The organism is Hyphomonas pacifica, assembly GCF_000682675.1.
Classification (GTDB): domain Bacteria; phylum Pseudomonadota; class Alphaproteobacteria; order Caulobacterales; family Hyphomonadaceae; genus Hyphomonas; species Hyphomonas pacifica.
Genome location: NZ_AWFA01000043.1, coordinates 1 through 18,046, shown reverse-complemented (window position 1 = coordinate 18,046; position 18,046 = coordinate 1). Strand labels below are relative to the sequence as shown.

The following is an 18,046-nucleotide window of genomic DNA, read 5'->3' as shown; positions in this document are numbered from 1 at the left end:
GCATCCCGGCTTTCGCCGGGATCAGTGCCAGTGTGAAAGGCGGCCCTTTGCCACGCCCGGACACCTGACCCGTCTCCTCACGGATGAAAACTCATTTTCCAGAAACGAAGCGCCTTCACGGGCGTCGCATGTGCAGCTGGAAATGCGGGCAAACCTAGGAGGCGACGCCGATCGTCTTCAGCCCCAGGCTCTGGCGATAGTCTTCAAAGCTCTCTTCATGCAGAAGATATGGCACCAGCTTGTCGGCCATCAGCGGTTGGGAATAATAATAGCCCTGCACGAAAACACAGCCGGCCGAGCGCGCATATTCCAGCTGCTCACGGCTTTCCACACCCTCAACAATGCAGGTGACAGACAGCGAGCGACATAGCTGCTGGATCGTCCGCACAAGACCGAAACTCTTTCCGTTCTCCTCGATCGAGCGCACAAAGCTGCGGTCAATCTTCACGACATCGAATTCGATCTCTTGCAGATAGCGCAGGGAGGAATAGCCCGTTCCGAAATCATCCAGCGCGATTTTCACACCCAGTTCGCGGAACTTGAACAAATTGGCGCGGACGAGTTCAAAATCCGTCAGCAGAGAGGATTCCGTCACCTCGATGGAGATACGCCTGCGCAAGCTGGCAGGTTGAACCATCAGCAGCGCCGCAACAGCATCCGTACACTGCTCACTATTCACATCCTGGGCCGACAGGTTTACAGAGACGCGCGCGGAATCCGGCCACACTTTCATTTGATCTATGACCTTGCGGAACACTGCCATGGTCATTTCCTGCGTCATGCCGGCCTTTTCGGCAATCGGCACGAACTCGCCCGGAGGCACCATGCCGATTTCGGGACTATCCCAGCGCGCAAGCGCTTCGCAGCAATTCATCGTGCCATCTGTCGAATTGACAATCGGCTGGAACACCAGATGGATTTCGTCATCCAGATTGGCGTTCTTGAAGGCCTGATGCACCAGCACTTCGCGGCGCTTGCTGGCAGCGTGGATGGCGGAGAAACGGACAATCGACTTGTCGACGGTTTCCTTGGCACGGAACAGGGCAAAGTCTGCCTGCTCCATCAAATCCTTGGCCGAATCCACATCGAAGTCGCGAGAGGAATATCCGATCGACGCAGACACACGGCTGATATTGCCGCAGGGCAGCATGAAGGGCCGCTCCATCACTTTCAGGATGGACTCTGCAAACTCCTTCGCCTGTTCAGGCGTCGTGTTCCACGGCAGCACATAAGCAAACTCGTCACCGCCGAGGCGTGCAATGCCGCCATTATGATCTGCGATCAGGCTCTGCAAACGCGCCGCTGTCTCGATCAGCACGGAGTCCCCGGCCGAATGACCGTACACGTCATTGATCGGCTTGAAACCATCCAGATCCACCAGGCCCACCACGGGCAGCTGACCATTCGGAGAGCGTTCGAAGAACACACTGATCTGCTCAAAGAATCGACGCCGGTTCGGCAGGCCCGTCAATGTGTCGGAGAGGGCAAGATAGCGGTTGGACTCGGCCAGCCCAGAGGCACGCTCATTCTCGCTCACCAGCTCATTGTGCAGCATGACGGTCTGCTCGATGCGCTTCTTGTAAATGTAGGAGAACATGAAGAAAACAAAGAAGGTGGTTGCCAGATGGACTGCCATGAAGACGTAAAAGGATGTGCCCCGCGGCAGGAACAAGAGGCAGAACGCCCCGAACGTCGCCAGCAGCGCACCAACCACGAGGCGCGGGCGCGGCATTGCGCAGATCGTAGCGGAGGAGCCGGTAAAGGCCGTGAAGAACGCCAGATAGGCCGCGTGGGTATCGTCGGCATAAGGCAGCAGCAACCCGACCCAGCACGACAGGGAGATGATCAGCAGATAGGAAAGCCATTCCATGGACAACAGGCCACGGCGCACGGCCTCATATGTGTAGTTCTCGACTTTCTCGTGGGTCCACCAGCCAATGCGCAGAACGCTGACAACGATGAAAAGGGCCGGAACACCAATGGTCAGATGCAGGGGGCCGATGTCCAGAAAGGTTAACCCCAACGACATGGCGGCAACGCTCAGCATCGTGTAAAGCGGCGGCACGTTTTGGGCAATTGCGCGCAGCTGCTCTACCGCTACGGCCTCATCAGAGGTCCGCGCCTTGCGCAGCATTGTGCGATACGCTTTCAGGTCGATCTTACTGTCCATCTACTAACCGGTTTTCTTCCAGGTAAGCCTATTATCCACAGAAACCTGAAGTTGTGGTTCAGAGCTTGGAAAATTCCTCACGACGGCATTAACCTTGTCTTCACCCCCCTTCTCTTGCGCCTGGGCTCTTGCTTTTCCTGCAATCGCTGGCAAAGAGCAGGTCATGACTGACACATTGCCCGACCGACTCGCGATTGACCCGGACAGCCCGTACTATGACGCGGACTTGCTGAAACGCCCGATTGGCGTACGTTTCAACGGTGTTGAGAAAACCAATGTCGAAGAATATTGCGTGTCCGAAGGCTGGATTCGCGTGGCCGCCGGCAAGGCGCTGGACCGTAAGGGAAAGCCGCTGACGTTGAAGCTCAAAGGCACCGTCGAAGTCTGGTATGATGACGAAGGCAAGGACGAAGCACCAGGGGCCTGAGGCTTAATGCCCCTTCCCCTCTCTCCAGGCTGCTACATCCTGTAAATCTCTTTTCGGTTGCGCTCAGGGCGCTTTCCCCTTGGGGGAAAATCACCTAACCTCCTCTCGGTATGGGAGGACGACTGTATGCTTTACCTGATCCTGGGGCTCGTGATTTTCTTCGGCCCGCACCTGTTTTCGGCTTTCCGCAGCCGCGTGCCGGCCAGAGATCTGAAGCGCAAGCTGGGCTATGCGCCCTATATGGGCCTTTACAGTCTGGTCTCGATCATCGGCTTCGTGCTGATCGTGTACGGCTATGGCGCCAGCCGTGGTGCGGGTTATGTCTATGCCCCGCCCAGCTGGGGGCGGCATGCGAATATGGGCCTGATGCTGCCCGCGCTGATCTTCCTCGTGGCGGCCTATCTGCCGACCGGGCACGTAAAACGCATGCTGAAGCACCCGATGCTGGTGGCGGTGAAACTGTGGGCCTTCGGCCACCTCCTGGCCAATGGTGAATTAAATTCCGTCATCCTGTTCGGCAGCTTCCTGGCCTATGCAGTGATTGACCGGATTGCCGTGAAGAAGCGCGGCGACAATGGCCCGCCCCGCGATGCGCCCGTCTCTGCCCTGCCAGATGTGCTGGCGGTGGTGATCGGAACAGGCCTCTACATGGCGATCATGTTCCACCTGCACGCCCTGCTGTTCGGCGTGCCCGTGATCCCGGCTTAACCCTGTGGAAGCCCGGTGTTCCTGCGGTAATCTGCGTGTCCTGATCGCTGAGGACCTCACCCCTGCCGTCGTGGCCTGCCATTGCACGGCCTGCCAGCGGCGCAGCGGATCGCCCTTTGGCGTCGCCGCCTATTACCCGATGAGCGCGCTGACCATTTCCGGCGAGTCCAGAACCTGGACCCGCACCGGCGACAGCGGTGGCGCGTTCACCACCCATTTCTGCCCGACCTGCGGCTCCAGCGTCTACTGGACAACAGAGAAGCATGCCGATGCTGCAGGCGTGGCGGTCGGCGCGATTGCGGATCCGCACTTTCCGGCCCCCATCCGCTCGGTCTGGGAAGAAACCCGGCATGACTGGGTGGAAATCCCCACCGCCTTGCAACACTTCCCACGCGGGCGCAGTTAAGCGCTGACCTGTCAAACCGTTCACAAGCGCTCGCTTGCCCGCTGGTCTGAGGCGCGCTAATCGGCTCTCTATGTCAAAACAAAGTCAAACCTCCCGCAAAACGGTCAAGGACATCGCCAAGGCCAAGAACGGCACGCCGCTGGTCATGCTGACGGCCTATGACGCGCCGATGGCCGAACTGATGGACCCGCATGTCGACATGCTGCTCGTCGGCGACAGTCTCGGCATGGTCGTCCACGGCCTGCCGTCCACCGTCGGCGTGACGATGGAGATGATGATCCTGCACGGCCAGGCAGTCATGCGCGGGTCGGAGCAGGCCTTCGTCGTCGTCGACATGCCCTTCGGCAGTTATGAAACCAGCGAGGACCAGGCTTTCCTGAACGCAGTGCGGATCATGAAGGAAACCGGCTGTCAGGCCGTGAAGATCGAGAGCGGCGCATATGCGGCCAAGCATATCGTTCACCTCGTCGAGCGCGGCATCCCGGTCATGGCCCATGTGGGCCTGCGCCCTCAATCCGTCAATGTCGACGGGGGTTTCCGCGCCAAGGGTCGCACCAAGGCAGAGCGGGAAGTTGTCCTGAACGAAGCCCGCGCAGCAGATTGGGCGGGCGCATTCGCCATCGTGATCGAAGGTGTGACGGAAGACCTCGCCGCCGAAATCACAGCCGCAGTCAGCTGCCCGACAATCGGCATCGGCGCTTCGGTCTCCTGCGACGGGCAGGTGCTGGTCGCGCAGGATATGCTGGGCCTGTTCGACTGGGCACCAAAATTTGTGCGCCACTATGCCGACCTGCGCACGGATATGGACAAGGCCTTCGCCCAGTACGCGGCTGACGTCAGATCGCGGGAGTTTCCCGGAAAATCAGAAACCTATTCCCTGCGAAAACCTGCGCCGAAACAGCCCTGACACGTTGCAGCAGGGCGCGGGCACGTCTAGGTTCCCCACGAAATCAGATTATCCGATCGGAGCGCCCAGTTGAGCGACATTTTTGACGAAGTCGACGAGAGCATGCGTCAGGACAAGATGGAGGGCCTGTGGAAGCGCTACAGGCCGTTCGTCTATGGTGCAGCAGCCCTGCTGATCGGGGCCGTCGCCCTGAATGAATTTGTGCTGCGTCCGCAGATGGAAGAATCCCGCGCAGAGCGGGCCAAGGCGTTTGAGAGCGCCGCCAGCCTGCTGGAAGATGGCGACTATGCCGAGGCGCAAACCGCGTTCAAGAACCTGGTCGACAGCGACAGCAAGATTTCCCCGCTGGCCGCACAATATCTGGCCCAGGCCCAGTATGAAGGGGGCGGAGACGCCGCTGGCGCCGCGCGCAGCCTGTCTGATGTCGCGGCCTTTGAAGGCGACCCCTATGCGCGCCTGTCCATTCTGAAGAGTGCCTATTTCACGGTCGACAACCAGTCTCTCAGCGAACTGGAAAGCTCTCTGGGCAGCCTGCTGGAAGATCCGGGCGCGCTCGGCTCGCTGGCCCGCGAACTGGTCGCGGCAAAGGCCTTTGAAAGCGGCGACATTGCCCGGGCCCGCGCCGAATTCAACCGCCTGCGCTTTGATGCTGCGGCCCCGGAAGGCGTCAAACGCCGCGCCGATATTGCCCTGGCGGCGATCCCGGCTGCACCAGAAGCCGAAATCCCGGCGGACATCGACACACAGGAAGAGACCGGCGCGTCCGCGCCTGACGCCCCTGCTGAAACCGAGGAGACTGGCCAATGAGGCTATCGCGCCCAACCCAACTCATGGTGGCGGCAGCTGCGCTGCTCGCTGTGTCCGCCTGTAGTTCCATTCCCTTTATGAACGGCTCCAAGGCAAAGGATGAAGCGAGCGAAGCCGAAAAGGCTGGCCGCGTAGCGATGGTGCTGACGGATGAAAAGCTTCAGCCGAGCACAGATCTGGCCACAGTCACCATCGAGCTGCCGGAAGCCAAGGACATCACCAGCTGGCCGGAAGCTGGTGCGACGCCTGCCAAAGTGCCGGGTCACGTCAATGCTGCCAACCAGCTGAAAGTTGCCTGGCGCAATTCTGTTGGCAAGGGTTCTGGCAACAAGTCCGCCGTGACGACCCCGCCGGTCGCCAGCGAGACTGCCATCTTCACGATGGATGCCAACCAGACCATCTATGCCACCAGCATCTCCAATGGCCGCACACTGTGGAAGAAAGGGCTGAAAGGGCTGAAAGGGCTGACCAAGCGCGACAAGACAGCCCTTGGCGGTGGCTTGGCCCTGCATGAAGGCACTCTGATCGTGGCCAGCGGCTATGGCTATGTTGCGCGCCTGAATGCCAATGACGGCTCCGAAGTCTGGAAAAAGCGCCTGACTGCGCCGATGACCGGCGCCCCGACGGTCAAGGATGGCTATGTCTATGTGGCCTCCAACAACAACGAGATTTTCGCGCTGGACCTCGACACCGGCGAGACTGCCTGGAGTGATCAGGCCATTGCCGAAACCGCGCGCGTTCTGGGCAGCCCCAGCCCTGCCGCCATCGAGGAATTCGTGATCGCGCCATACTCCTCCGGTGAGATTATCGCCTATCTGGCCTCCAATGGCCGCCGTCTGTGGACGGATGCGATCTCCCAGGCCGGCCGGTTCACGCCGATCTCCGAGATCAACGATATTGGCTCGCGCCCGGTTCTGGCCGGCGGCCTCGTCTTCGCGTCCAGCCAGTCCGGCATCACGATTGCGATTGACGGACGCAGCGGCAACCGCATCTGGAGCCAGCAGATCGGCTCCACGCAGGCCCCTGCCCTGGTCTCCCAATACCTGTTCGTGGTCGGCACAGACGCCACGCTCGCCGCGCTGGATGTCAGCACCGGCAATGCGTTCTGGGTGAAAGAGCTGCCGCAATACAAAAACGAGAAGAAGAAAAAGAAGCGCATCAGCTATGTTGGCCCGATTGTGGCGTCTGGCCGCGTCATCGTCATCTCCTCACGTGGCGACCTTATGGCCTTCGATCCGCAGACAGGTGAGCAGGTCGGCTCGCTTGCGCTGAAGGACACTGTCTACATCGAGCCGATTGCGGTACAGGGCAAACTCTTTGTTCTGACCGATGACGCGAAACTCATCGCCATTCAGTAGCGAGGTGCGCCGGGCTGGCGCGCTCTCGCGATAACGCATTGGAGCGGGCTGAGCCATGCCATTGAAACTCGCCATTGTCGGGCGTCCAAATGTCGGCAAGTCGACCCTGTTCAACAGACTGGTCGGCAAGAAAATTGCGCTGGTCGATGACCAGCCGGGCGTCACACGTGACCGGAAACAGGCCGAGGGCTATCTCGCCTCCATGCCGCTGATCCTGATCGACACGGCGGGCTATGAGACGGCTTATGATGACAGCCTGGAATCCCGGATGCGCCAGCAAACGGAAGCCGCGATTGCCGAGGCCGAACTCGCCCTCTTCCTGATTGATGCCCGCGTCGGCGTCACCCCGGAAGACGAGAATTTTGCCGCTTTGCTCCGCAAGTCAGGCATTCCCATCGTGCTGGCCGCCAACAAGGCTGAAGGCCGCCAGGGCGATACCGGCCTGATGGAAGCCTGGAATCTGGGGCTGGGCGACCCGGTCGGCCTCAGCGCCGAGCATGGCGAAGGCATGGCCGATCTGTTCGAAGCCATTCGCCGTGCGCTGGGCGAGGAAGCCTTCGAGCTGGCGATGCAGGAAGCCGAACAGGATTATGACCCCCGCGCCGCCGAAGACATTCTGGAAAAGCTGGCGCATATCGACATTGATGACCTCAGCGTCTCCGATGACGATCTGGTCGCCGCCATCGAGGCTGCCGATGTCGACATCGCGCCCGAACCGCCCCGCGATGACAAGCCCATCAAGCTGGCCATTGTCGGCCGCCCGAATGCCGGCAAGTCCACGCTGATCAATCAGCTGCTGCAATCAGACCGCCTGCTGACCGGCCCGGAAGCGGGCATCACGCGCGATTCCATTTCCATTGACTGGGAATGGGAAGGCCGCCGCATCCGCCTGGTCGATACCGCGGGCCTGCGCCGCAAGAGCAAGGTGCAGGAACGGCTGGAACGCATGTCCACGGGAGAGACGATCCGCTCCCTGAAATATGCCGACATCATCGCCCTGGTGATGGACGCGCATGAGGCAATGGAGAAACAGGATCTACAGATCGCCGAACTCGCCCTGCGCGAAGGCCGCGGCGTCGTGCTGGTGATTTCCAAATGGGACACGGTGAAGAAGCCGGACGAGGCCGCCCGTCACATTCGCGATCTGGCCAATCGTCTGATGCCGAATGCCGGCGGCGCGCCCGTCGTATTCTTGTCCGGCCTGACCGGGCGGCATACGGACCGTCTGATGCCCGCCGTGGCGAAAGTGTATGAAGACTGGACCGCGCGCGTGAAAACCGGCGATTTGAACCGCTGGCTGCGCCACACGATTGAGCGCCACCCGCCGCCAAGCGTGCAGGGCAAGCGCATCAAGCCGCGCTACATGGCGCAGATGAAGGCCCGCCCGCCGACCTTCGTGCTGATCGCGTCACGTGGGGACCAGATGCCGGAAACCTATAAGCGCTATCTCGTCAATGAGCTGCGCGAGGCCTTCGACATGCACGGCGTGCCGATCCGCCTGTTAGTGCGCCAGGGCAAGAACCCCTATGCCGACAAGGCTGAGGGGGCTCGCAAGCCGCCGGCCAAAACCTATGGCAAAGGCGCAAACAAGGCTGCCAACCGCGCCGCTGGCAAAACCAAGCAGAAGAAATACTGATCACACGCATCCGTGACTGGAAAGCCATTCATCAGCCGCTTAGGGTCACGCCGATGATGCAATACGGAGAGCGGACATGAACCAGATTCAGGATGTCGTGAAAGCCTATTATGGTGAAACGCTGAAAGGCAGCGCGGATCTGCGTACCGATGCCTGCACGACCGAAGGCGCGCCCCCGCCGCATGTCTCTGCCGCCCTCGCCGCCGTGCATGATGAGGTCGCCGCCAAATATTATGGCTGCGGCCTCGCCATCCCCGCCGCGCTGGAGGGGCTGAAGGTTCTGGACCTTGGTTGCGGCGCAGGGCGCGATGTGTTCGCGCTGGCAAAGCTGGTCGGCCCGAACGGCCACGTCACCGGCGTCGACATGACGGACGAGCAGCTGGAGGTCGCCCGCGCACATGAGGCCTGGCATGCCGAACGCTTCGGCTATGACGCGCCGAATACGCGCTTTGTGAAAGGCGAGCTGGAAAAGCTGGGCGAGTTGGACCTTGCCCCCGGCAGCTTTGACCTGATTATCTCTAACTGCGTGATCAATCTCTGCACAGACAAGCCGGAAGTGTTCCGCCAGGCCCACCGCCTGCTGAAGCCGGGCGGCGAGCTTTACTTCTCAGATGTCTATGCAGACCGCCGCGTCCCTGAAGCGCTGGTCAACGATCCCGTACTGTACGGAGAATGCCTGTCCGGCGCGCTCTATTGGGGCGACTATCAGAGCATCGCCAAGGCCTCCGGCTTTACTGATCCGCGCGTGGTCAGCCACCGCCGTCTCGCCATCATCGACCCGAAGCTGAAAGCCAAGGTGGAACCGATCCGCTTTGCTTCGGTCACGGCGCGCCTGATGAAGCTGGAAGACCCCGATGCGGCCTGCGAGGATTACGGCCAGGCCGTGATCTACAAGGGTGGCGTTGAAGGCATGGAGCGTGTCTTTGTTCTGGATGCAGAGCATGAGATTGAAGCGGGTCGCGTCTTCCCGGTCTGCGGCAATACGCTGGCCATGCTGATGGAGACGCGCTTTGCGCCCTATTTCGACGTGGTCGGCGATGGGCAGACCCATTATGGCCTGTTCCCCGGCTGTGCTGCGCCAGATGTCTTTGCAGAGACAATGACAGACAGCAGCCCGGCCCCGGTAGGCGGCTGCTGCTAAAGCCTATTCGGTCGGATCAACATTGCCGCGCAGGGCCTTGATTTCCCCGCGCTGTTTCTTGGACTTCAGGCGGCGCTTGACGCTGCCATAGGTCGGCTTGGTCCGGATACGGCGCTTGGGCCTGCGTGAGGCCTTGTCGATCATCTGGGCCAGCCGCTTTCTGGCCGCTTCCCGGTTCAGCACCTGGCTGCGATGCTCTGCGGCCTCCACGATCAGACGGCCGTCTTTGGTGATGCGGCTGGCGAACAATTTTGCAAAGCGGACCTTCACTTCCGGCGGCAGGGAGGACGCCTCCACATGCCAGGTCAGCTGCACGGCAGTGGACACCTTGTTCACATTCTGTCCGCCCGGCCCCGAGGCGCGCACAAAGCTCTCCGACAACTCCCAGGCCGGCAGCGTCAGCTCGTCATTGATACGAAGATCCCCAAATTCGGACATGGACTTTCCTTAACATGCCGTTCAGCCAGAGTTCAGCCCCGCCCGCCTAGCTTTCACACATAGGCCCGCTTCACTGCGGGAACAGGCCGCCCCGATCATGCGTGAAACGTAGGGCGTTGGGGCCAGATTTGGAGGCATTGCCCGCCATGAAACTGTACAAGACGCTTTCGGCTCTACTGGCTGCCACGGCCACGTTCGGCCTGATCGCCGCCCCGATTGCCTCTGCGGATCAGGGTAGACGGGGCGAGCATCATCGCGGAGACCGCCAATATGACGGGCACCATCGCGGAGATGGTCATCATCGCCGCGACCATGATGGCCGCCGGGGAGACTGGAACCGCGGAGACTCGCGCCGGGGAGACTGGCACCGCCGCGACGACCATCGGGGACGCCGTCATGACTCCCGCTGGAGGAATGACTATCGCCGCGGGCACCATCATGACAGACGCCATGATTATCGCCGTCCGCCGCGCGTGGTTCACCATTACTACAATCCGCCGCGTCGCCATTATGCCCCTCCGCGCCATAATTATGTGCGCTATGGCCGTGCCTATGGCCCGTATTACCGCCAGGGCTATCACCCGCGCTATGCCGTTGGCGGCTGGTATCGTCCGCACCAGCGCACCATCTATATTCATGACTATGTCAGCTATGGCCTCTATGCGCCGCCGCCTGGCTATTACTGGGCCCGCGACTATGACAGCGGAGACGCCATCCTCGCCTCTGCCGCCACAGGCGCCATCATTGGCCTGGTCATCGGCGCGCTGGCCTACGATTAAGGGGCCTAACCCTACAGGACCTGGATGTGAAAAAGACCCGGACACACATGTCCGGGTCTTTTGCGTCGAGGGTGAAGCCCCCTAGAAAGTAATCTGCGTGCACATGCCCTCTGGCTGACAGCGCTCCTGAAGGAATGTTGCACCCAGCTGCTGCACATGGATAGAGATGTTTGCCCCGCCCACCTGGCTGGCATACCTGACAGCAGGCTCTGTGACTCCGCCCTCGACATTATCCACGAATGTCAGCTGGCCGCCCTCTTCCGTTGCCTTAAAGGAGAGATCGGCAAGACAGTCTTGGTTACGACTGCGCGAAACAGTGTTGGCAAACAATTCGGTAATAATCATGCTGAGGGAGACGGCCATTTCATAGGTCACGATTTTCGGCGCGACATTGACCGACAGCTGGATAGCGCGGGCGGAGAATACTTCACGCAACTGGCCGAGAAGGCCCGGCAAATATTCCGCCAGATTTACCTCGTCAGCTGTCCCCAGCAGGGCGAGTTGCTCCTGAATCTTGGCAATGGCATTTACCCGAGTGGACGCGACCTGCAGCGCGGCGCGGGTTTCATCCGATTGCGCCTTTACTGACTGCACTCCGAGCAGATCGGCGATGAGGGAAAAACTCTTGTTCATCCACTGGCTGACAGACCTCCGACCCAAGGTCGCAGAAAGAGACAGGCTATCCAGCATGGCGGCCTGGGAATGCGACAGGTCCTGCAGCATGGCCTCATTCTGGCGCAGGCGTTCCTCGCGCTTGTACTGCTCTGAAATGTCCCGTGAAACCGACAGGATACGGGACACATGGCCCTGCGCGTCCCTGATCGGAGAGACGGTGACGTCCCACCAGCGGGGCTGACCCTTAACGGTGGGACAGAAGGCTTCAATCCGGCTGATCTCCCCCAGACTGGCACGTTGGACGGCATCCTGAATCAGCGCCTGGCTTTCGGCGGGCCAAAGCGTCCACCATTGCCGACTTTCGACGGAGGAGAAGTCATCAATCTCCATAGAGCACTGCCCGTTCACATTCATGAATTCGAGCGCGCCGTCCATGTCGATAATCTTGATACAGTTCGGACTGGCATTGAGGATGGAGATGAAGGCGGAAGAGGAGAGATCCTGCAGAATATCTACGGCGAGCTGGTCCCTTTTATGATCATCGCAAATATTGAAGGTAACCGCTCGCATGTCGTGCAAACCCTGTATTTAATATACCCAAGCGCACAGAAATACCGTCTTAAGGTACGCTCGAAATTAAGCCATTCGATCAAATTTCGTCGTTTCCGCACATTTTTGCAGCGCCTGTGTCTCACCCCTGAATTTTCGGACAATTTTCATGCGGCCTCAAAAATGTGACCTGAAACGCCCCGATGTTAACTTTGTTCTGGCGCAAATCATGCTTAGCTTTGATTCGTCCGGGATGGTTCTGGACAAAGTCCGTGCCTGCTGCACGCTTGAAAGGAGGTGATTCATGTCGAGTGAGAAACCATATGGGATCAAAAGGTTTATATCCTATGGTGTCTGGCAGGAGCAGCCTCCGGTCAGCGTCTAGAGATATTTGAAGGCAAGCTGAAACGCTGCCGAACCTTTTGAGTCCCAGGGGCTCACGGAAGCCGTCCATATCGGGCGGCTTCTTTGATTCTGGACTGTCTGCCATCTTACCGCCCTTCCCGGCCTGAGCGATACGGGTTTCACCTGATCTGAAACAAGGCTATTCAGGCGGCCACACACATCACGCTGCATATGCCCTTGAAGGAGAGTGACATGTCCGTTCTGACTCACGGAAAATCCGGCTGGACCATCGGAACCGGTAAACCGCTCTCCGTGATTGCGGGCCTCAACGTGCTGGAAGATGAAGGCCTGGCCATGGAAGTCGGCACGGAGCTGAAGCGCATCTGCGACGCGCTGGGCCTGCCCTATGTCTTCAAGGCGAGCTTCGACAAGGCGAACCGCTCCTCCATCAAATCCTATCGCGGACCTGGCCTGGAAGACGGGCTGAAAGTGCTGGCCTCCGTAAAGGCGAAGCTGGGCGTGCCGATCTGTACAGACCTGCATGAGGCCGGCCAGGCCGAAGCCGTCGCCGATGTGGCAGACATCGTTCAGATCCCGGCCTTCCTGTGCCGCCAGACCGATCTCGTGGTCGCGACCGCCAAGGCGACCGCCGCCGCCGGTGGCCTCATCCAGGTGAAGAAGGCGCAATTCATCGCGCCTTGGGACACGAAGAACATCGTCTCCAAGATTGGCGAGGCCGCTGAGGTTGGCGTCATCCTGTGCGAGCGCGGCTCGTCCTTTGGCTACAACAATCTGGTCGTCGACATGCTGGGCATTCCGGAGATGCAGAAGCTCGGCTGCCCGGTGACGATTGATGCGACCCATGCTGTTCAGCTGCCGGGCGCTGACCCGCGCACAGCCGGCGCCTCAACCGGGGGCCGCCGTGACGGTGTCGCGATCATTGCGAAGTCCGCGATTGCCGCCGGCGCCGATGGTGTGTTCCTGGAATTCCACACCGATCCGGACAAGGCCCTGTGTGACGGGCCGAGCTGTCTTCCCATCGCCTCCGCGGAGGGATTGCTGACAACGCTGAAATCCCTTCACGCGGTTGTAAACGCCTGATCGGCGGGCTGATGGCGCGCCTCATCCTGTTTAACAAGCCGTTCAATGTGCTGTCCCAGTTCACCGACAAGGGCACACTGGCCAGCACCCGCGAAACCCTGTCTGACTATATGGACGTGCCGCATGTCTATCCGGCCGGGCGGCTGGACCGTGACAGTGAGGGTCTCCTGGTCCTTACCGATGATGGCAAGCTGCAAGCCCGCATCTCAGATCCGAAGCACAAACTGGCCAAGACCTATTGGGCGCAGGTGGAGGGCATTCCGGACGAAGCCGCCCTCACCGCGCTTCAAACCGGCGTGGATCTGAATGATGGCCGCACGGCCCCGGCTGAGGTGCGCCCGATAGCTGAGCCCGCAAATCTGTGGCCGCGCAATCCGCCGATCCGGTTCCGCAAATCCGTACCGGACAGCTGGGTCGAGCTGACCATTACCGAAGGCCGCAACCGCCAGGTGCGCCGCATGACCGCCGCTGTCGGCCACCCGACGCTGCGCCTGATCCGCGCCCGTGTGGGTGACTGGACACTGGACGGTCTAAGCAGCGGAGAATGGCGCGACATAAAGGCCTGAGGCCAAAGTCTTCACAGGCCGCGTAACACAGATTAGCACACAGCACTCCATCGCACCTGCCACGCCCGCCATTTGGGCCAGACATGGAGAGCTGCCTTATGCCTTCCTCCCTTGAAACCTGGCTGGACCAGAACGCCCCGCAATCTGTTAAAGATACCGCGATCTATATCGCCTCCGTCTGGAATGAGGGCGCCTATGGGCTGACCTTTGGCGAGATCGTCATCTCTGTGCTGATCATGATGGTAGCCATCGCCCTGCGCGGCCTGTTCGCGCGGCTGGTCGTTGCCTCAATCATGCGCGTCGCCGCTGGCACGAAGACACAGGCCGACGATGCGCTGGTCAAATCCATCGCGACGCCCCTGAAGATCGTGCCAGTGATCATCGGCATCTACATTGCGCTACAGGTGACGAACATTTCCGGGCAGGCGGAGATCTATGCCAACCTCATCTTGCGCTCGGTCATCACGCTGGCCGTGTTCTGGACACTGTCGCGCGCGGTCAACGCGTTTGAGTTCCTGTTCGTCAGTTTGCGCAATGCGCTGTCGTCTGCCGCGGTGGACTGGATGATCAAGGCGCTGCAGGTGATCCTGGTCATACTGGGTATTGGCGCAGTGGCAGAGCAGTGGGGCATCCAGATTGCACCCCTGCTGGCTGGCCTTGGCGTGCTGGGTATTGCGGTCGGCCTCGGCGCGCAGGACCTGTTCAAGAACCTTATCTCCGGCATTCTGATCATCACCGAGAAGCGCTTTGTGCCGGGCGAGTGGATCAAGGTGGACGGCGTGGTCGAGGGCACGGTGGAAAAGATCAATTTCCGCTCCACCCTGGTGCGCCGCTTCGACAAGAGCCCGGTCTATGTGCCCAACAGCCAATTGTCGGACGCTGCCGTAACGAATTTCTCCCGCATGACGCACCGGCGCATCAAATGGGTCGTCGGCGTGGAATACCGCACCACGGTGGACCAGCTGAAATATATCCGCGACGAGATCGAGGCCTGGCTGTGGAATGATGACCGCTTCGCCAAGCCGCCTGCCGCCGCCCTGTTCGTGCGCGTGGACAGCTTCAATGCCAGCTCCATCGACTTCCTGATCTACACCTTCACCAATACCAAGGATTGGGGCCAGTGGCTGGCCATCAAGGAAGAATTCGCCGTCGCCGTGATGGACATCATCGCCAAGGCTGGCACCAGCTTCGCCTTCCCCAGCCGCACCATCTACATGCAGGAGATGGACCCGCCGGAGATCATGGCGCCGCCTGCCCGCAGCGAAGGTGTCGAAGCTGCGCAGAAGGCAATTGCCGCCACCGCCCAGCGGCGCGGCATGGGCGAGGCAGACGACGAGGGCTGATCCCTCAAGCCCCCGCGCCTGCCATACTGGCTGGCCGCCTATTTCACCCAGACACCCGGCGCATTGGTGCGATAGCCGAGCGACTGATAGGCCGCATCAATCAGGCTCTGTGCGCGGTCATTCACCAGAATGCCATTGCCCATCTGGTTCATCGTGTAGCTGAAGGCGAGGCCCGCTTCCGGATCGGCAAAGCCGATAGAGCCGCCTGCGCCGACATGGCCAAACGCCCGGTCGCCCATGATGACGCTGGTACCGGGGCCAAGGTTCAGCGCGCGATTGTCCATGGACTTCATGAAGCCCGGCCCGAACCGTGTCGGAATCAACAGGGTCGCATCGCGTTGTGTGGCGGTTGTCACCATGCTCATCGCCTGCAGCCGGTCAGATGAGACCAGCGTGCCGTCATTGATGGCGAGCGGCGTGTACATCGCCACCTGCCCGCGCGCATTGGACAGGCCCCCGCCGCCCCCAATCTCGGCCGCCTGGGCCTTGCGGTCGTTGAAGTCCCACCCGCCATTGTTCATGAAGCTCTTGTGCTGGATCGAGTCCGGATCGGTCATCAGCTTGATCGTGAATTCGGTCGGCTGGTCATCCGGCTTGGGCGCATAGGGCAGGATCGGCGCGATGTGCACATCCTCGCTTTCCGGCAGGCCCAGCCAGAAGCGCGCACCGGTCTTGTCCGCCACTTCCTCCCGGAAGAAGGTGCCAAGCGACTTGCCGGAGACGCGGCGGACCAGTTCGCCCACTGTCCAGCCGAAATTGATCATGTGATAGCCATTGCGGGTGCCCGGTTCCCAGAAGGCTTCCTCATCCTCCAGGCGCTTGATCATATAGTCCCAGTCGGTAAAGCCGCCGGGGCGGACCGGATCGCGCAGCGTGGGCAGCGCACTTTCATGATTCAGCATCATCCGGACGGTGGTTGTCTCTTTGCCGTTCTTCGCAAATTCCGGCCAGTATTCAGAGACGAGCGCCTCCGGGTTCAGCTCGCCCCGGTCAATCAGGATATGCGCGCACAGCGCCGTCGCGGCCTTGGAGCAGGAGAAGACGATGGAGATCGTGTCCTCCCGCCATGCCTCTCCGGTCGCCGCATTGGCCACGCCGCCCCACAGGTCCACCAGCGTCTCGCCATTCACAGACAGGCAGACAGACGCGCCCACCTCACCGCGCTCGGCAAAGTTTTTCTCGAATTCTTCTCTCACAGACGCGAATTTCGGGTCGCACGCCCTGCTTACAGTTCCAGCCATTTCTATTCCTCCCATTATGCCAGGGAGGATAACGAGGCCGCCAGAATGAGAAAGGGCTGCCCGTGGGGCAGCCCTTGTCGTGTCTGGTTTTTCCGAAGGCCTAGGCCGGTTCTTCAGCGGAGCCTTTTGCGGCGGGCTTTTTCTTCTTGCCCTTGTCGGCGACATATTTGAAGGCGAGTTTTTCCTCGTCGGCCTTGTCGATATCTATATGGACAACCCCGCCCTTCTGCAGTTCGCCGAACAGCAATTCTTCCGCCATCGGTTTCTTGACGTGCTCCTGGATCGTGCGGGCCAGTGGCCGCGCGCCCATGTCTGCGTCAAAGCCCCGCCTGGCCAGCCATTCGCGGGCGGCTTTGGTGATCTCGATGGAGACATTGCGATCTTCCAGCTGGACTTCCAGCTGCAGGATGAACTTCTCGACCACGCGGTCGATGATTTCCGGCGTCAGGCCACCGAAGGTGATCGTGGCGTCGAGGCGGTTGCGGAATTCCGGTGTGAACAGACGCTTGAGCGCCTCTTCCTGCTCGTCTTCCTTCTTGCCCCGGCCAAAGCCGATGGAGTTCTTGGACGCATCCGCGGCCCCGGCATTGGTCGTCATAATCAGGATGACATTCCGGAAGTCCACTTTGCGGCCATTGGCATCGGTCAGCGAGCCATTGTCCATCACCTGCAACAGGATGTTGAACAGGTCCGGATGCGCCTTCTCGATCTCGTCGAGCAGCAGCACACAGTGCGGATGCTGGTCCACGCCATCGGTAAGCAGGCCGCCCTCATCATAACCGACATAGCCCGGAGGCGCGCCGATCAGACGGGAAACGGTGTGACGCTCCATATATTCCGACATGTCGAAGCGCAGCATCTCGACACCCATGATGGAGGCGAGCTGTTTGGCGACTTCGGTCTTGCCGACGCCGGTCGGACCGGTGAACAGGTAGGAGCCGATCGGCTTGTTCGGTTCCCGCAGGCCGGCGCGGGCCAGCTTGATGGAGGCCGACAGGGCCTCGATGGCCTCGCCTTGTCCAAAGACGACGCGCTTCAGGTCTGTTTCCAGAGACTTCAGCGCAGCGGCATCGTCTGTAGACACCTGTTTCGGGGGGATGCGGGCAATCTTGGCGATGACCGCCTCGATGTCCTTCTGGCCCACTGTCTTCTTGCGCTTGGACGCCGGCAGCAGCCATTGCGCGGCCCCGGCCTCGTCGATCACGTCGATCGCCTTGTCCGGCAGCTTGCGGTCCGTGATATAACGGTCCGACAGTTCCACCGCCGCCTTGATCGAGTCATTAGTGTAGCGCAGGCCGTGGAAATCCTCGAAACGGGATTTCAGACCGGTCAGGATCTTGATCGTATCCGGAACAGTCGGCTCCACCACATCGATCTTGCGGAACCGGCGGGACAGGGCGCGGTCCTTCTCGAAGTGCTGCTTGTACTCCTTGAACGTGGTCGAGCCCATGCAGCGCAGGCCGCCATTCTGAAGCGCAGGCTTCAGAAGGTTCGACGCATCCATCGCGC

The 18,046-nt window shown here is 60.5% G+C and carries 17 protein-coding genes; 12 read left to right on the top strand and 5 right to left on the bottom strand.

Going from position 1 to position 18,046, the window contains the following annotated elements; translation table 11 throughout:
- Nucleotides 1–154: 154 nt before the first annotated feature.
- Nucleotides 155–2,170, bottom strand: coding sequence for a putative bifunctional diguanylate cyclase/phosphodiesterase (locus HY2_RS12480; RefSeq protein WP_034828127.1), 2,016 nt, complete (start codon nucleotides 2,168–2,170; stop codon nucleotides 155–157).
- Nucleotides 2,171–2,333: 163 nt separating this feature from the next.
- Between HY2_RS12480 and HY2_RS12475 the strand changes: the two genes are divergently transcribed.
- The 8 genes from HY2_RS12475 to HY2_RS12440 all read left to right on the top strand — a co-directional run bounded on the left by HY2_RS12475 (nucleotide 2,334) and on the right by HY2_RS12440 (nucleotide 9,560).
- Nucleotides 2,334–2,597 (top strand): DUF3297 family protein, encoded by a 264-nt coding sequence (locus HY2_RS12475; protein ID WP_034828125.1) that lies wholly within the window; start codon nucleotides 2,334–2,336, stop codon nucleotides 2,595–2,597.
- A 126-nt stretch (nucleotides 2,598–2,723) separates the two neighbouring features.
- Nucleotides 2,724–3,305 (top strand): NnrU family protein, encoded by a 582-nt coding sequence (locus HY2_RS12470; RefSeq protein ID WP_034828123.1) that lies wholly within the window; start codon nucleotides 2,724–2,726, stop codon nucleotides 3,303–3,305.
- A 4-nt stretch (nucleotides 3,306–3,309) separates the two neighbouring features.
- Entirely contained in the window at nucleotides 3,310–3,711 is a 402-nt protein-coding gene (locus tag HY2_RS12465; RefSeq protein WP_034828121.1) for a GFA family protein, read from the top strand.
- 70 nt (nucleotides 3,712–3,781) lie between these two features.
- Complete coding sequence (gene panB / locus HY2_RS12460; RefSeq protein WP_034828119.1) at nucleotides 3,782–4,618, top strand: 3-methyl-2-oxobutanoate hydroxymethyltransferase; 837 nt, start codon at nucleotides 3,782–3,784, stop codon at nucleotides 4,616–4,618.
- A gap of 69 nt (nucleotides 4,619–4,687) precedes the next feature.
- Nucleotides 4,688–5,425: a hypothetical protein gene (locus HY2_RS12455; RefSeq protein WP_034828116.1), complete on the top strand. Its 738-nt coding sequence runs from the start codon at nucleotides 4,688–4,690 to the stop codon at nucleotides 5,423–5,425.
- Entirely contained in the window at nucleotides 5,422–6,783 is a 1,362-nt protein-coding gene (locus HY2_RS12450) for an outer membrane protein assembly factor BamB family protein (RefSeq protein ID WP_034828114.1), read from the top strand. The genes HY2_RS12455 and HY2_RS12450 overlap by 4 nt, the downstream gene beginning before the upstream one ends.
- 55 nt (nucleotides 6,784–6,838) lie before the next feature.
- Nucleotides 6,839–8,419 carry a ribosome biogenesis GTPase Der gene (gene der / locus HY2_RS12445; RefSeq protein WP_034828112.1) on the top strand — a complete coding sequence of 527 codons (1,581 nt, stop codon included), beginning with the start codon at nucleotides 6,839–6,841 and terminating at the stop codon, nucleotides 8,417–8,419.
- A 76-nt stretch (nucleotides 8,420–8,495) separates the two neighbouring features.
- Entirely contained in the window at nucleotides 8,496–9,560 is a 1,065-nt protein-coding gene (locus tag HY2_RS12440; RefSeq protein WP_034828110.1) for a methyltransferase domain-containing protein, read from the top strand.
- A gap of 3 nt (nucleotides 9,561–9,563) precedes the next feature.
- Here HY2_RS12440 and arfB read toward each other — a convergent pair whose 3' ends face one another.
- Nucleotides 9,564–9,998, bottom strand: coding sequence for an alternative ribosome rescue aminoacyl-tRNA hydrolase ArfB (gene arfB / locus HY2_RS12435; RefSeq protein ID WP_034828108.1), 435 nt, complete (start codon nucleotides 9,996–9,998; stop codon nucleotides 9,564–9,566).
- 146 nt (nucleotides 9,999–10,144) lie between these two features.
- Between arfB and HY2_RS16860 the strand changes: the two genes are divergently transcribed.
- On the top strand, nucleotides 10,145–10,777 hold the full coding sequence (locus HY2_RS16860; protein ID WP_051594992.1) for an RcnB family protein: 633 nt from the start codon (nucleotides 10,145–10,147) through the stop codon (nucleotides 10,775–10,777).
- 81 nt (nucleotides 10,778–10,858) lie between these two features.
- Here HY2_RS16860 and HY2_RS12425 read toward each other — a convergent pair whose 3' ends face one another.
- The gene (locus HY2_RS12425; RefSeq protein ID WP_034828107.1) at nucleotides 10,859–11,962 is read right to left on the bottom strand and encodes a PAS domain-containing protein; all 1,104 of its coding nucleotides are present in this window, start codon (nucleotides 11,960–11,962) and stop codon (nucleotides 10,859–10,861) included.
- 576 nt (nucleotides 11,963–12,538) lie between these two features.
- On the opposite strand from HY2_RS12425, the gene kdsA reads away from it, so the two are divergent.
- The 3 genes from kdsA (at nucleotide 12,539) to HY2_RS12405 (ending at nucleotide 15,296) form a co-directional block, all read left to right on the top strand.
- The gene (gene kdsA / locus HY2_RS12415) at nucleotides 12,539–13,387 is read left to right on the top strand and encodes a 3-deoxy-8-phosphooctulonate synthase (RefSeq protein ID WP_034828104.1); all 849 of its coding nucleotides are present in this window, start codon (nucleotides 12,539–12,541) and stop codon (nucleotides 13,385–13,387) included.
- 11 nt (nucleotides 13,388–13,398) lie between these two features.
- A complete protein-coding gene (locus HY2_RS12410; protein ID WP_034828102.1) occupies nucleotides 13,399–13,953 on the top strand; it encodes a pseudouridine synthase in 555 nt (184 codons plus the stop codon).
- A gap of 98 nt (nucleotides 13,954–14,051) precedes the next feature.
- Nucleotides 14,052–15,296 carry a mechanosensitive ion channel family protein gene (locus HY2_RS12405; RefSeq protein WP_051594991.1) on the top strand — a complete coding sequence of 415 codons (1,245 nt, stop codon included), beginning with the start codon at nucleotides 14,052–14,054 and terminating at the stop codon, nucleotides 15,294–15,296.
- Between the two features lie 38 nt (nucleotides 15,297–15,334).
- On the opposite strand, the gene HY2_RS12400 is transcribed toward HY2_RS12405, so the two are convergent.
- Both HY2_RS12400 and HY2_RS12395 read right to left on the bottom strand, forming a co-directional pair.
- The gene (locus tag HY2_RS12400) at nucleotides 15,335–16,537 is read right to left on the bottom strand and encodes a serine hydrolase domain-containing protein (protein ID WP_034828100.1); all 1,203 of its coding nucleotides are present in this window, start codon (nucleotides 16,535–16,537) and stop codon (nucleotides 15,335–15,337) included.
- Between the two features lie 100 nt (nucleotides 16,538–16,637).
- A partial coding sequence (locus tag HY2_RS12395) for an AAA family ATPase (RefSeq protein ID WP_034828098.1) occupies nucleotides 16,638–18,046 on the bottom strand: 1,409 nt, incomplete at its 5' end.